The following is a 14,527-nucleotide window of genomic DNA, read 5'->3' as shown; positions in this document are numbered from 1 at the left end:
TGTGCGGATCAACCCGGGAACGGCACGGCCTGCAGCAGCGCGGCGACCACGTCGTCGGCGCTCTTCTGCTCGGCCTCGGCAGCGAAGGACAGCAGCAGGCGGTGACGCATCACCGGTGCCGCCAGCGCCTGCACGTCCTCGCGGGTGGCCGCGAAGCGGCCCTGCAGCAGTGCGCGCGCCTTGGCCGCCAGCACCAGCGATTGCCCGGCACGCGGGCCGGCGCCCCACTTGATCCACTGGTTCACCGCCGCCGGTGCGTCGCTGCCCGGGCGGCTGGCACGCACCAGGCGGGTGATCCAGGTGAGTACGTCGTCGCTGATGTGGACCTCGCGCACGGCTGACTGCAGCGCCAGGACCTCGTCAGCCTCCATCACCTTGGGGACGCTGCCGTTGGCGCTGCCGGTGGTCTGCAGCAGGATGTCGCGCTCTTCCTGTTCGGTGGGATAGTCCACCCGCACATGCAGCAGGAAGCGGTCGAGCTGGGCCTCCGGCAGCGGGTAGGTACCGGCCTGTTCGATCGGGTTCTGCGTGGCCAGCACGAAGAACGGCGCCGGCAACGCATACGTGGTGCCGGCGTAGCTGACGGTGCGCTCCTGCATCGCCTCCAGCAGTGCGGCCTGGGTCTTGGGCGGGGTGCGGTTGAGCTCGTCGGCCAGCAGCAGGTTGGTGAAGATCGGACCCTTCTGGAACCGGAAGTGACGGTGGCCGGTGCCGTGGTCCTCTTCCAGCAGCTCGGTACCGAGGATGTCGCTGGGCATCAGATCGGGCGTGAACTGCACGCGCCGGAACTGCAGCTCCAGTGCCTGCCCGAGCGAGCGCACCAGCAGGGTCTTGCCCAGCCCGGGGGCGCCCTCGAGCAGGCAGTGGCCGCCGGCCAGCAGGCCGATCAGCAGCTGTTCGACCACCGCGTGCTGGCCGACCACGGCCTGGGCCAACGCACCGCGCAGCTGCTGCAGTTTGGGGAGAAGGGCATCAAGGCGGTCGGTCGTCATAAGGCACTCGCAGGATCGGCGTAGAGCCACGCCACGCGTGGCTGAAAAAGCAGGAAGAAGCTCAGCTGTTCAAGGCATACATCACGATGTTGACCGCGAAACGGGTGTTGTCTTCGGCCAGGAAGCGCTTGTTGCGCCAGTCGTAGTCCCACTCACACCCGTAATCCTTGTTGCTGTAGAGCACGCCGAGGCGGCCATCGATCTGGATGCCCTTGAGGTAATCGTGGACCAGATCATCGCCCCAGCCATTGAGCTCGAACCCGGTGGCCGGCGGGCCCTCGGGGAAGTGGAAGAAACTGCGGTAGAGCGCGTGGTTGTTGGGCAGTTTGTTCAGCGCCTTCGGCCCGAACAGCTTGGCCATCTGTGCTTCGAAGGACTTCGCGAACAGACCATCGATATCGTGGTTGCAGTCATCGACGAACACGAAACCGCCATTGCGCACGTAACGCACGAAGTTCTGCCGCTCGGCGGCATTGAACTCGACCAGCTTGTGCCCGGCCAGGTAGCAGAACGGTGCCTCCAGCATGCGCGGATCGGACAGCGCGATCACGTGCTCGGTGGGGTCCACGCGCAGGGTGGTGTAATCGATCAGCGAGGTGATCACGTTGGACGGCATGCGCGCGTCCACGTCCCAGTCGCCGGAGTCGTACTTGAGGCGGGTGAACCAGAAGTCGTACCGCCCGGCCTGGGCGCGCGCCGGCGCGGGCAGGGCTGCGAACGCCGCACTGCCCAGCATCAGCCGCAGGAACTGTGCGCGGTTCATCGCCGCGCACGTTCCCGGGAGCAACCGGCCAGCCGGGGAGACGGCCAGTGGCCGTCACGACCGTTCATCAGACCGCGTCGGACAACGAGGTGAAGGTGAAATCGCGCAGCTTCATCGGCGGGATCATCATCACCAGGCTGGATTCGTCACCGGCCACACGCACCGGCTTGCCCAGCTCTTCGATGTTGTTGAGCATGATCACCGGCGACTCGTTGAAGCGGAAGTTCTTCACCGGGTGCTTGATCTGGCCGTTCTCGATGTAGAAGGTGCCATCGCGGGTCAGGCCGGTCAGCAGCACGGTCTGCGGATCGACCATGCGGATGTACCAGGTGCGCGTGACCAGGATGCCCTTCTGGGTGCCACGGACCAGCTCGGCAGTGCTCTTGTCGCCACCGGACATCAGCAGGTTGCCCGGGCGCGCGTTGGCGGTCTTGCCCTGCTTCTGCGCCCAGAAGCGCGAGTAGTTGAGGTTGGCGATCTTGCCGTCCTTGATGATGTCCAGCTTCTCGCGCGGCTGGCCTTCGTTGTCCCACGGCAGCACGGCGGCTTCGGGGTGCCACGGGTCGGCGACCATGGTCACGCGCGGGTCGTAGACCTGCTCGCCCAGCTTGTTGCCGCCGCCCTTCCTGGACAGGAAGCTGCGGCCTTCATCGGCCGAGCGCGCATCGAAGAAGTTCATCATGAAGCTGATCAGGCCGGCCGCCGCCGCCGGCTCCAGGATCACCGTGTACTTGCCCGGCTCCAGCGCCTTGGCCTCGGCCGATTCGGTGGCCTTGCGCATGGCGATGCGGATGTCCTGGTCGGCCTTGAAATCGGCGGCATCCTTGAGGTTGCGACCCACCCAGCCCGAGCCGCGGCCGTCTTCGGTGCGCACGGTGCAGGTGTAGTCGAAGTTGGTGCCGCGCTGGTAACCGAAGTTGCCGTTGCTGTTGGCGGTGGCGTAGAAGCTCTGGCCGTCTTCCAGGAAGCCGGCCGCGATCAGACCGTTGCCACGGCACGGCGCGATCGAGTCGGCGGCGACCTTGGCGCGGAAGGCCGGGTCGATCGCCGCAGTGGATTCGCTGAAGGTCGGGCTGGGCCGGTAGGTCTGCTTGCCGATCGCCGGCAGGAACTCCGGGTTCTCCGGGGCCAGGCGGGCCAGATCCTCGGCGCGGCGCACCACGCGTTCCAGCGCGGCATCGTCGAATTCGTTGATCGAGGCGGTGCCGACGCGCTTGCCGAAGGCGACCGTGACGGCCAGTTCGGTGTTGTCGACGATGCCGCTGGTGGAGACATTGTTCAGTGCGAAACGGATGTTGCCGTCGATCGAGCCGGCCAGCACGGCAGTGCATTCATCGGCCTTGGAGAGCGCGATGACCTTGTCGAGGATGGCCTTGGCCTGGGCTTCGGTGAAGATACTCATGGATTGGGGCTCCTGACCGGTCAGCCGAGGCTGCGCGCGGTGTTGATGACGTTGATGCCGTTGAAGCGCGCGGTGGACGAACCGTGCGAGACCGCCGAGACCTGGCCCGGCTGGCCCTTGCCGTCGAAGAACGAGCCGCCCAGGCGGTAGTCGCTTTCATCGGCCACGGCGGTGCAGGCATTCCAGAACTCCGGCGTGCGGATCTGGTAGGCCACGTCCTCGAGCATGCGGGTGATCTGGCCGTTCTTGATTTCATAGAACAGCTGGCCACCGAACTGCGCGTTGTACCGCTGCTGATCGATGGAGAACGAGCCGTCGCCGATGATGTAGATGCCGTTCTCGACGTCCTTGATCATGTCGGCCACGCTCAGCTTGGTCTTGCCCGGTGCCATGGAGACGTTGGCCATGCGCTGGAACTGCACGCTGGACCACGAATCGGCATAGCAGCAACCATCGGACTCGGTCTTGCCGAGGATGTGGGCCTGGTCGCGGATGGTCTGGTAATCCACCAGCTTGCCTTCGCTGATCAGGTCCCAGCGCTTGGTCTTGACGCCTTCATCGTCGTAGCCGACCGCACCGAGGCTGCCCGGTTGGGTCTTGTCGGCGAAGATGTTGACCTTGTCGCTGCCGTACTGGAAATGCTGCTCGCGCTTGTCCAGCGTGGCGAAGCTGGTGCCGGCGTAGTTGGCTTCGTAGCCGAGCACGCGGTCCAGTTCCAGCGGATGGCCGACCGACTCGTGGATGGTCAGCCAGGTGTGCGAGGGATCCAGGATCAGGTCGTACTTGCCCGGCTTCACCGACGGGGCCTTGAGCTTCTCCTGCGCCTGCCTGGCCGCGGCGATCGCATCGGCCTTCATGTCGTAGGAGTTGCGGTAGTTGACCACGCCGTTGGGCGAGACCGCCTTGCCGGTGCCGACGCCATCGAGGTACTCGTAGCCCAGGCCCATCGGCGAGGACAGCCCCGAGCGGGTGCGGAACTTGCCGGTGCTCTTGTCGATGGCGGTGACCGTCATCGGTGCCCAGATGCGGTGCACATCCTGGTCGATGTAGGAGCCGTCGGTGGAGGCAAAGTACTTCTGTTCGTTGACCAGGAACAGCATCGAGTTGACGAAGCTGGCGCCGGCGCCCATCGCGCCTGCATTGACGTCCAGCAGCAGCTCGACCTTTTCCTTGATCGGCACGTCCATCGCGTTCTTGCGGATCGGGGTGCGCCAGGAGACCTCACCCACGCCGGGCGCGGCAGCCAGCTGCACCGGCGCGGTCTGCACGCCGGCGTTGGCCTTGGCGATCGCCGCCGCCTGCTGTGCGGCACGCGCCACGTCGGTGGTGCCAAGCTGGTTGGTGGCGGCAAAGCCCCAGGCGCCGTTGACGATCACGCGGATGCCCACGCCGGTCGACTCGGTGTTCACCACGTTCTGGACCTTGTCCTCGCGGGTGATCACGTACTGGCGCAGGTAGCGGCCGATACGCACATCGCAGTAGGTCGCGCCCGCCTGGCGCGCAGCGGCCAGGGCGGCGTCGGCCAGGCGCTTCTTCAGGGCCGGGTCGAGGCTGCTCTGCAGTTGCTCGGCGGCAATGACCTTGCCGAAGAACGACGGCACGATCAGTCCGCCAGCGGTAAGCCCGGTCAGGGCGAGGAAGTCACGTCTTTGCAAGGCAGCTCTCCACGTCGGTGTGGGGGTGGCAGGGAAACAGCGACATCAGGGCGACCGCCGCGGCGGCACAGCCGATTCTTGCGGCCATGCGTGCGCCGCGGTAGTGACATTCGGCACGGAGCAGGGACGGGCTCATCCCAGGCTGCGTGCGGTGTTGATGATGTTGATGCCATCAAAGCGCGCGGTCGCCGAGCCATGCGAGACCGCCGAGACCTGGCCCGGCTGGCCCTTGCCATCGAAGAACGAGCCGCCGAAGCGGAAATCGCGCTCGTCGCAGATCGCGCTGCAGGCATTCCAGAACTCCGGCGTGCGGATCTGGTAGGCGGCATCCTCGACCATGCCGGTGATCTGGCCGTTCTTGATCTGGTAGTACAGCTGGCCGCCGAACTGCGCGTTGAAGCGCTGCTGGTCGATCGAGTACGAGCCGCGGCCGTGGATGTAGATGCCGTTCTCCACGTTCTTGATCATGTCGGCCACGCTCAGCGGGGCCTTGCCCGGCGCCAGCGACACGTTGGCCATGCGCTGGAACTGCACGCTGGACCACGAATCGGCGTAGCTGCAGCCGTGGCTTTCCTTCTCGCCGAGCAGGTGCACCTCATCGCGGGTGGCCTGGTAGTTGACCAGGATGCCGTCCTTGACCAGGTCCCAGCGCTTGGTCTTGACCCCTTCATCGTCGTAGCCCACCGCGCCCAGGCTGCCCGGGGCGGTCTTGTCGGCGAAGAAGTTGACGATGTCGCTGCCCCAGCGGAAGCCCGCCTCGCGCTTGTCCAGCGTGGCGAAGCTGGTGCCGGCGTAGTTGGCTTCGTAGCCGAGCACGCGGTCCAGCTCCAGCGGGTGGCCGACGTTCTCATGGATCGTCAGGAACAGGTTGGACGGGTCCAGCACCAGATCGTACTTGCCCGGCTTGACCGACGGCGCCTTGAGCTTCTCCCGGGCGTGGCGGGCGGCGGCAATGGCATCTTCGACCGGGTCGTAGGAATCGCGGTAGGCGACCACGCCGCCCGGCAACGCGATCTTGCCGCGCGCGTCGCCATCGAGGAATTCGTAGCCCATGCCCATCGGCGAGGACAGCCCGGCGCGCGTACGGAACTTGCCGCTGGCCTTGTCGATCGCGGTGGCGGTGAACGGCAGCCAGATCCGGTGCACGTCCTGGTCGATGAACGAGCCGTCGCTGGAGGCGAAGAACTTCTGTTCGTTGACCAGGAACAGGGTGGAGTTGATGAAGTCGGCGCCGGCATTGAGCGCGGCCGCATTCAGCGACAGCAGCATCTCGACCTTGTCCTTGATCGGTACCGCCATCGCGTTCTTGCGGATCGGGGTCTTCCAGCTCACGTCACCCACGCCGGTCACCGGCGCCAGCTGTACCGGGCGGCTCTGGATGCCGGCGTTGGCGCGGGCGACCGCCGCGGCCTGCTCGACCGTGGCCAGCACCGCGGCCGGGGTCTGCTGGTGGGTGGCGGCAAAGCCCCAGGCGCCATTGACGATCACCCGGATGCCGATGCCCGAGGATTCGCTGTTGGTGACGTTCTGGACGTTGGCCTCGCGGGTGATGATCGCCTGGTTGAGGTACCGGCCGATGCGCACATCGCAGTAGCTGGCGCCGGCGCGTTTGGCGGCGGCAAGCGCGGCCTCGGCCAGGGCCTTGCGGCGACCCGCATCGCCCGGTTCGAGCAGCTGCTCGGCGGCGATCAGCCGGCCATGCGGCAGTACCAGGCCCGCCAGGCCCATTCCAGACAGCGCTAGAAACTCACGACGTTGCACAGCTCACATCCCCCAAGGACGGCCGGCGGCGCGCAGGCGGCCGGCGTTGGACAAGTCTTCGACTTTCGGTGGCATCGCACAGTGGCACAAGTGACTGCGGTCATGGTTGGATGGACACCGATTCCCTGCCGATGTGACATTGCGATGAGCCAGATACGCTGGTCCGAGGCCTGCGACCGCAACCGCGCGCCGATCCTGGCGGTGCTGCAGCGCCACCTCGCCGACCGCCACCGGGTGCTGGAGATCGGCAGCGGCACCGGCCAGCACGCCGAGTCCTTCGCGGCGGCACTGCCCCACCTGCAGTGGCAGGCCAGTGACCATCCGGATCACCTGCCGGGCATCGCCGAGCGGCTGGACGCCGCGGGCCTCCCCAACACACCGGCCCCGTGGCCGCTGCAGGCCGTGTTGTCCCCCGCGCCCGGGCTCGGGCCGCTGCCGCCGGACGCGCCGTTGGCGTTCGATGCGGTGTTCAGTGCCAACACCCTGCACATCATGAGCTGGGCGCACGTCCAGGCACTGTTTGCCGGGCTGCCGGCAGTCATGGCGGCCGGTGCCGTGGTCTGTATCTACGGTCCGTTCAATGCCCATGGCGAGTACAGCAGCGACAGCAACCGCCAGTTCGACGCATGGCTCAAGGCGCGGGACCCGGCCTCGGGCATCCGCGACGCCGAGGCGGTGGATGCGCTGGCGGCGGGGGCGGGCCTGCAGCTGATCGAGGACGTGGCGATGCCGGCCAACAACCGCCTGCGGGTGTGGCGGCGCGCCGGCTAGCGCCGACCGCTGGTCGGCCGCGCTTGGTGTCCGGCGCATGCTGCGGTTAGGATCAGGAGGGGAGGTTGTTGTGACAACCTGGGGGAGTTTGCATGGCAATTGCAAGACAGATGGTGGCCGGCGTGATGCTGGCCATGGGGGCGTGTGTGTTCAACGCGTCGGCGCAATCGCTGCCGGCCGTGCAGGAGTTCTACTTCGACAACGACGTGGCGGCCGCCCCGATGGTGGTGGTGCAGGGCCAGGGCGGGGAGCTCGTCGACCAATTGATGAAGCAGCGCGAGCGCGGCCGCAAGAGCCTGGAAGCGACCGTGCAGCTGGCCGGCGTGGCGATCGCGCAGGGCCGGCCCGAGCTGGGGCGCAGTCTGTACGAACAGGCCGCGACGACCGCATCGGCCAGTTCGGTGCCCGGTCGGTCGGTGCGCTGGAACTACGGCTGGGATCTGTTCCGGCTGGGTGAGGCCGACGCGGCGTTGGTGCAATGGACCGCGGCGCAGAACACGCTGCGCGGGAATCCGGCATGGGTGCCGCCCACCTTCGCGCTGGCGCTGTGGACGCTGGGCCGCAAGACCGAAGCCGTGCAGTGGTACGCCGCCGCCGTGCGCACCGAGCCGCAACAGTGGAGTGGGGCCGATCGCTACGCCGAACTGCTGCCTGGTTGGCGCGACAGCGAGCGCAGCACGCTGGCCGAGGTGCAGCGTGCGTGGGCCGAGAAGCCACCGGCCTGGCCATGATTCCGCAGGCCGGCCCGTGCAGGCGGGCTGGCCTGCCCTAGCGCGGGCGATGCGGGCTTCGACCATGGTCGGAACGTGCCATGCAGGCGATTGGGCTAGGCTGTCGCGATGGCTTTCGACGCATTCGCTCTGATCCTGACCATGCTCGGCCTGGGCATGGCGTTCTCGCGGCTGCGCGCGCTGCCGGAGAACACGGCCGATGTGCTCAACCGCATCGTGCTGTACGTGTGCCTGCCGGCGGCGGTGCTGATCTATGTCCCGCGGCTGCATCTGGACACCAGCCTGATCGGGCTGGTCGCCACGCCGTGGCTGTTGATGCTGTGCACGCTCGCCCTGGTGAGCCTGGCCACGCGCGCGTTCGGCTTTGCCCGCGATGTGCATGCAGTGCTGCTGATCTGCGTGGCGCTGGCCAACTCCAGCTTCATCGGCTACCCGATGGTACGCGCGCTGCTCGGCGATCACGCCCTGCCCTATGCGGTGGTCTACGACCAGTTCGGCACCTTCGTGCTGCTGTCCACCTTTGGTCTGTACGTGATCGCGCGCTACAGCGGCGACACCCCGCCCACCGCCGCGCAGATCCTGCTGCGGATCGCGAAGTTCCCGCCGCTGTGGGCGTTGCTGTTCGCGCTGACCTTGATGCCTGAGCAGCCGCCGGGCTGGATCGGCACCGGGCTGAAGCAGCTGGCCGATGCGATGCTGCCGCTGGTGATGTTGGCGGTCGGTTTTTCGATCCAGCTGCGCCTGCCATTGGACGAGCTCAAGCCACTGGGCATCGGGTTGCTGTTGAAGCTGCTGGTGATGCCGGCGCTGGCGCTGCCGATCTCGTGGGTGTTCGGCCTGCAGGGTGCAATGCTGCAGGCCAATGTGCTGGAGTCGGCGATGCCGACCATGATCACCGCCGCCGCGCTGGCGATGTCACATCGCCTGGCCCCGCGCCTGGCTGCCGCGCTCGTCGGCTACGGCATCCTGCTGTCGCTGGTGACGCTGCCGGCGTGGGTGTGGGTGCTGCAGCGCGGGGCCGGTCTTCCTGGGTCGCCGTGATCCGGCAGCCGGCCAACGGTCAGGCGCTACGCGTCCGCGCTGACGGTGCGCCCGCGGGCCCACTCGCGCAGCGCGGTGACCTGCTCGGCCATCAGCACCGACAACGGCCGGCTGCCGCGGATCTCCTGCATCAGCAGCTGGGTATCCAGCCCGCGTGATTCGGCGTGTGCGGCGTACAGCCCGGCGACCACCGCCTGTTCGATCTCCGCCCCGGAGAATCCGTCCGCCGCGGCCGCCAGCGCCGGCAGCGCGAAATCGTCGGCGTTGAGCTGGCGCTTGCCCAGGTGCAGGCGCAGCAGTTCCACCCGGGTGTTGGCATCGGGCAGGTCGACGAAGAAGATCTCATCGAAACGCCCCTTGCGCAGCAGCTCGGCCGGCAGCTCATGGACCTGGTTGGCGGTTGCGACGATGAACACCGTGCCCTTGCGTTCGGCCAGCCAGGTCAGCAGGTGGCCGAGCACGCGGCGCGAGACGCCACCATCTTCGCCGCCACTGGCCAGGCCTTTCTCGATCTCGTCGATCCACAGCACGCACGGCGCCAGCAGCTCGGCCGAGGCCAGCGCATCGCGCAGGTTCTTCTCGGTCTCGCCGTGGTACTTGTCATACAGGCTGCCGAAATCCAGCCGCAGCAGCGGCACGCCGAAACCGGCGGCCGTCGCCTTGGCCAGCATCGACTTGCCGCAGCCCTGCACGCCCAGCAGCAGCATGCCCTTGGGCGGGTCCAGGCCCGCCGGGCCGGTGCCGCCGAGGAAGACCGGGCGGCGCTGGTTGACCCAGCGCTTGAGCCGGTTGGCACCGGCCACGTCGGCGAAGCGGGTGGTGTCGTATTCGTAGTGCAGGTGGCCGGCGCGGTTGAGCAGCTCGAACTTGAGCCGGGCCAGCTGCGGCAGGTCGTCCTGGCTGAGCGCACCGTCGGCGAAGATCAGCTGGCGGGCGATCCGCCGCGCGTCGACCAGGCTCAGCCCGCGCAGGTTGTGCAGGATCTTCTGGACCGCCTCGTTGTCCACCTCCACGCGCCGCCCGCCATGTTCGCGGGCATAGGCTTCGGCTTCCTCGCGCAGCATCTTCAACAGCGCGTTGAGGTCGGGCAGGCGCGGATTGAAACGGGTGGCCAGCGCTTCCAGCTCGGCCGGCAGTTCCACCTTGGCCCCGATCAGGACCAGCACGTGGGCCTGGCAGTGGCGCCGTTGGATCAGGTCGCGCAGGGCGCGCTGGTGGCTGGCATAGCCCAGGTAGGGATGGAAATCGAGCAGCAGGTAGATGCCGCGCTGCTCGGCCTGGCGGATCATCTGCAGGGCCGCGCTGGCGTCGGGCGGGCCGACCGGGTCGTCCTCGCGGTCCATGTCGATCCGGCGCAGCCCCTCGGTGATCGACCAGCGGTGCAGGGCGCGCCAGACATGCATCAGGGTCTGCCGGAACAGCTCGACCACCCGGCCTTCATCCTGGGTCTCGATGATGATCAGCGGCGTGTTGGCGCGGATCAGCGCGCTCAGGTCCTGTAGTTCGCTCATGCGGGCGGTCAGTCCATTGGAACCATCCACGATAGCAAAGCCGTGGGCGCCGGTTCTGGTTCAGCGCCGCGACTATCTCCGTCACAGGCGCCGGTGTAGGCTGCGGAGACGTTCCCCGGAAGCGAGGCCTGCATGAAGACGATCCTGGTGGCCGGTTCCAAAGGCGGGGTGGGCAAAACCACCGTCGCCACCCACCTGGCGGCGCATTCGGCATTGGAAGGCAAGCGGACCGTCCTGGCCGATGCCGATCCACAGGGCTCCAGCACACGCTGGGCACAACGCCGCTCGGTCCTGGAAAGCGCCGTGCTGCCGATCGACGTGTACCGCAAAAAGAGCTGGGAACGACTGGTTCCCGACGGCACCGACGAAGTCATCATCGATGCGCCGGCCGGTGCGATGGCCGACGATATTCCGCATTTCCTTGACGTTGCCGATGCGGTGGTGGTCCCCGTGCTGCCTTCCGCGCTGGACATCGAAGCCATCGTCGGCTTCCTCAACAGCCTGTCGCGCGTGGCCCGCGTCCATGACCGCAGCCTGCCGGTCGGGTTGGTGCTCAACCGCACCAAACCCTGGACGCAGACCTCGCAACAGGCGATACAGATGTTGGCCGATTGGCCTTACGAGGTCGTTGCGCAGTTGCGCGACAGCCAGAGCTATGTGGTGATGGTCGGGCTGGGACGGAGTCTGTTCGACTACCGCTCGGCCCAGGTGCGCGAGCACCAGAGTGACTGGGAGCCGCTGTTGAAGTGGCTGAAGAAAGCCTGACACGAGAGATCCCATGCGAGAACTGATACTGCTGCGTCACGCCCATGCCGAAGCCGCCAGCACCGGCCAGGCCGATCTGGACCGCCCGCTGTCGCCGGTCGGTCTGGCCGAAGCCGAGGCCGCCGGCCGCTGGCTGAAGGAAAACAACCTGCTCCCCGACTGCGTGCTCTGCTCGCCGTCGCGGCGGACCCGCGAAACCCTGGAGGCCGTGCTGGGCATCACCGGCTTCGTCGAAAAGCGCCTGGAGGATGCCGTCTACGAGGCCACCCCGGGCACCTTGATGGGGCTGATCGATGCGCGCCGGGACGTCGACCGCCTGCTGGTGGTCGGGCACAACCCGGGCCTGGAACAACTGGTCGCCCTGATGAGCGAAGGCACCAGCAGTGATTACCGGGGCATGCCACCGGGCGGAATCGCGGTCCTGGCCTTCGACCGTGAGGCTGCCATCGAGCCGGGTGTGGCCAGCCTGACCGCCTTCTGGTGGCCGTAACCCGTGTGGGCAGTCCGCGCGGCGTGGGTCGGGCTGCTGTTGATGGCAGGGGCGGCCCATGCCGCCCCGCCGTCGTCGGTGCCGGCCGCCACCAGCCAGGCCCTTGCCTTCGATACGGCCACCTCGCGCTTCGGGTTTGAGATCCGGACGCGGCTGGGGCAGCGCATCGAGGGCATCTTCCCCCGCTTTGAAGGCAACATCGAAGTGCTCTCCGACGGTCGCCACCAGGTGCACCTGCGGATGTTCACCCGCTATGTCGAGATCCCCGGCAAGGCCCGCTACACCGGCTGGATGCGGGGCGAGGAGTTCTTCGATGCGGCCCGCTACCCGGTGGTCGAGTTCGACTCGCTGCCCTACTGGCCCGAGGTGGTCGACAAGGGGGGCAGCATCCAGGGCCGGCTGATCCTGCGCGGGGTCAGCCACCCGGAAACGCTGCGGGTCGAGCCGCCGCAGTGTGCCCGGGCCGGGTATGATTGCGACGTGGTCAGCCGCGGTACCGTCCAGCGTGGCCGGTATGGAATGGACAGCTGGCAGCTTGCCCTGAGTGATCGAGTGACCTTTGTATTGCGTGCGCGTCTGAGCGAGGCGCCGAAACCGTGAACCCATTGCTGCGTCTGTTGGTGCTGGCAACGCTGTTGCTGGGTAGCGGCTGTGCTTCGCTGTCCAACGCCGAGCGCGAGCGCGCCGCCGGCATCGCCGTACAGGCGCGTTCGACCGTGGTCGACTGCGCCCAGCCGGACCGCTGCGCGCTGGATTCGCCGCTGCGTGCCCTCGGTGGCCGTGCCTTCGCCGAATCGCATGCCGGCCAGCCGCGCCACTACGCCACCATCCTCGACGAAGGGGAAGTTTCCCTCGTCGCGCGCTTGAACCTGATCCGCAGCGCCACGCGCAGCATCGACCTGCAGACCTACATCTTCGACAAGGACGACAGCGCCCGGCTGGTCCTGGACGAACTGCAGGCGGCCGCCCGCCGCGGGGTCAAGGTGCGGGTGCTGATCGACCAGCTCTCGGCGATCTCCGACCTGGAGATCCTCGGCGCCCTGTCCGGCAGCCATGCCAACTTCGAACTGCGGGTCTACAACCCGACCTTCGGCAAGGCGCGCCTGAACTACTTCGATTACGCCGCCAGCGTGGTGTGCTGCTTCCGCCGTTTCAATCAGCGCATGCACAACAAGCTGCTGGTGGTCGACGATGCACTGGGCGTGGTCGGTGGGCGCAACTACCAGGACGACTATTACGACTGGGACAGCGAATACAACTTCCGCGACCGCGATGTGATCGTGGCCGGCCCGGAAGTGCGTGAGATGGCCGCCAATTTCGATGCGTTCTGGCGCGCGCCGCGCAGTGTTCCGGCCGAGCGCCTCAACGATGTCGGCCGCACGCTGCTGCGCCAGGGCGTGCCGGCCATGCCGCCGGCCGACTTCCGGCGGCCCGAGCGGGTCGAGCGGGTCAGTGAAGAGGCCGACGATCCGGACTACGTGCGCCGCACCTTCGTCGATACCGCCCTGCCCGTGGCCTCGGTGCAGTACGTCGCCGATCTGCCGCGCAAGCATCGCCGCGAACGTGCCAGCCAGCCGGCCAACGGCCAGCACGTGACCGAGCCGCAGCTGGATGCGCTGATCGCCAGCGCACAATCCGAAGTGCTGCTGCAGACACCGTACCTGGTGTTGTCCAAGCCGGCGCAGCGCCTGTTCCGCGACCTGCGCAAACGCGAGCAGGCACCGCGCGTGGTGGTGTCCACCAACAGCCTGGCCGCCACCGACAACCCGATCGTCTACGCGCTGTCCTACAAGTACAAACGCCGCAACCTGCGTGAGCTCGGGTTCAACATCTACGAGTTCAAACCGTTCCCGCTCGATGCCCCGGTGGACTACCGCAACCTGCTGCCGGCACCGCTGGGTTCCGAGGCGCCGCCGTCGCAGGGCAAGCGCAGCAGCCTGCTTGGGGGCAGCGCGGCCGGCAGCAATGCGCGCGCTGGCAGCGACGGCCGTGCCAGCGATGGCCCGCGCCGTGGCAACGCCGACCGCAACAGCGCCAGCGGGCGCCGCCGCAGTACCGATGGCAGCGAAGTGGAGCGCCGCGTGCTGCGTGCTGAAACCCGGCCCTCGTTCCTGGGCACCAAGGCGGTCAACAAGCCGCTGCCGGTCACCCGCAAGGGCGCCCGCATGGGCCTGCACGCCAAATCGATGGTGGTGGATCGCCGCATCGGCGTGATCGGCACCCATAACTTCGACCCGCGCAGCGAGAACTACAACACCGAAGGCGCGGTGATCATCGATGACCCGGTGTTCGCCGAGGCGCTGGCGCAGAGCATCCTGCGCGACATCCACCCGCAGAACTCCTGGGTGGTCGCGCCGCGTGCCAAGCCGCCGGTCCTGTCCGGCCTGAACTACAGTGTCGGCAAGGCCTCCGAGGCGCTGCCCGTGCTCGATTTCTGGCCGTGGCGCTACGCCACCGATTACGAGTTCCAGCCCGGGCCCGAGTGCCCGGATCCGCTCAAGCGGCAGGACCCGGCCTTCCACACCTGCTATGTCGCCGTCGGGGATTTCCCCGAGGTGAATGTCGGGCCGAAGTGGCTGCTGGTGCGCATGCTCACCGCCTTCGGCGCCGGGCTGGTTCCGATTCTGTAAATCTGCAACCCCACG

At 67.5% G+C, this 14,527-nt stretch carries 13 protein-coding genes; 7 read left to right on the top strand and 6 right to left on the bottom strand.

The features are described 5' to 3' along the window. Positions 1-8: 8 nt before the first annotated feature. From ORK51_RS09385 to ORK51_RS09365, 5 genes are all read right to left on the bottom strand, one after another. Positions 9-992 (bottom strand): AAA family ATPase, encoded by a 984-nt coding sequence (locus ORK51_RS09385; RefSeq protein ID WP_019184930.1) that lies wholly within the window; start codon positions 990-992, stop codon positions 9-11. Positions 993-1,053: 61 nt separating this feature from the next. Further along, positions 1,054-1,755, bottom strand: coding sequence for a DUF4159 domain-containing protein (locus ORK51_RS09380; RefSeq protein ID WP_070426349.1), 702 nt, complete (start codon positions 1,753-1,755; stop codon positions 1,054-1,056). A gap of 67 nt (positions 1,756-1,822) precedes the next feature. After that, complete coding sequence (locus tag ORK51_RS09375; protein WP_019184928.1) at positions 1,823-3,157, bottom strand: TldD/PmbA family protein; 1,335 nt, start codon at positions 3,155-3,157, stop codon at positions 1,823-1,825. Positions 3,158-3,177: 20 nt separating this feature from the next. Further along, positions 3,178-4,812: a TldD/PmbA family protein gene (locus ORK51_RS09370; RefSeq protein WP_019184927.1), complete on the bottom strand. Its 1,635-nt coding sequence runs from the start codon at positions 4,810-4,812 to the stop codon at positions 3,178-3,180. 132 nt (positions 4,813-4,944) lie between these two features. Continuing rightward, a complete protein-coding gene (locus tag ORK51_RS09365) occupies positions 4,945-6,573 on the bottom strand; it encodes a TldD/PmbA family protein (protein WP_266084782.1) in 1,629 nt (542 codons plus the stop codon). A gap of 144 nt (positions 6,574-6,717) precedes the next feature. Here ORK51_RS09365 and ORK51_RS09360 point away from each other — a divergent pair, with 144 nt between their 5' ends. From ORK51_RS09360 to ORK51_RS09350, 3 genes are all read left to right on the top strand, one after another. After that, positions 6,718-7,344: a DUF938 domain-containing protein gene (locus ORK51_RS09360; RefSeq protein WP_070426351.1), complete on the top strand. Its 627-nt coding sequence runs from the start codon at positions 6,718-6,720 to the stop codon at positions 7,342-7,344. 92 nt (positions 7,345-7,436) lie between these two features. Continuing rightward, positions 7,437-8,075 (top strand): tetratricopeptide repeat protein, encoded by a 639-nt coding sequence (locus tag ORK51_RS09355; RefSeq protein WP_019184922.1) that lies wholly within the window; start codon positions 7,437-7,439, stop codon positions 8,073-8,075. A 108-nt stretch (positions 8,076-8,183) separates the two neighbouring features. Next, the gene (locus ORK51_RS09350) at positions 8,184-9,116 is read left to right on the top strand and encodes an AEC family transporter (RefSeq protein ID WP_261997892.1); all 933 of its coding nucleotides are present in this window, start codon (positions 8,184-8,186) and stop codon (positions 9,114-9,116) included. A gap of 26 nt (positions 9,117-9,142) precedes the next feature. Here the strand turns inward: ORK51_RS09350 and ORK51_RS09345 are convergent, their stop codons facing one another. Then, on the bottom strand, positions 9,143-10,627 hold the full coding sequence (locus tag ORK51_RS09345) for an AAA family ATPase (protein WP_266084781.1): 1,485 nt from the start codon (positions 10,625-10,627) through the stop codon (positions 9,143-9,145). A gap of 132 nt (positions 10,628-10,759) precedes the next feature. Here ORK51_RS09345 and ORK51_RS09340 point away from each other — a divergent pair, with 132 nt between their 5' ends. From ORK51_RS09340 to ORK51_RS09325, 4 genes are read left to right on the top strand one after another with little or no spacing between them, the layout of a single operon-like run. Beyond that, positions 10,760-11,392 (top strand): ParA family protein, encoded by a 633-nt coding sequence (locus tag ORK51_RS09340; protein WP_019184919.1) that lies wholly within the window; start codon positions 10,760-10,762, stop codon positions 11,390-11,392. Between the two features lie 13 nt (positions 11,393-11,405). After that, positions 11,406-11,882 carry a SixA phosphatase family protein gene (locus ORK51_RS09335; RefSeq protein WP_070426355.1) on the top strand — a complete coding sequence of 159 codons (477 nt, stop codon included), beginning with the start codon at positions 11,406-11,408 and terminating at the stop codon, positions 11,880-11,882. A 42-nt stretch (positions 11,883-11,924) separates the two neighbouring features. Continuing rightward, on the top strand, positions 11,925-12,482 hold the full coding sequence (locus ORK51_RS09330; RefSeq protein ID WP_051010531.1) for a YceI family protein: 558 nt from the start codon (positions 11,925-11,927) through the stop codon (positions 12,480-12,482). Beyond that, positions 12,479-14,512 (top strand): phospholipase D family protein, encoded by a 2,034-nt coding sequence (locus ORK51_RS09325; protein ID WP_266084780.1) that lies wholly within the window; start codon positions 12,479-12,481, stop codon positions 14,510-14,512. Before ORK51_RS09330 ends, ORK51_RS09325 begins: the two co-directional genes overlap by 4 nt. Positions 14,513-14,527: the final 15 nt, after the last annotated feature.

Origin of the sequence: Stenotrophomonas sp. RIT-551 (assembly GCF_026241915.1) — a bacterium.
GTDB classification, from domain to species: domain Bacteria; phylum Pseudomonadota; class Gammaproteobacteria; order Xanthomonadales; family Xanthomonadaceae; genus Stenotrophomonas; species Stenotrophomonas bentonitica_A.
Note: the sequence above shows the minus strand (reverse complement) of the source record. Positions and strands in the feature narration are given on the sequence as shown.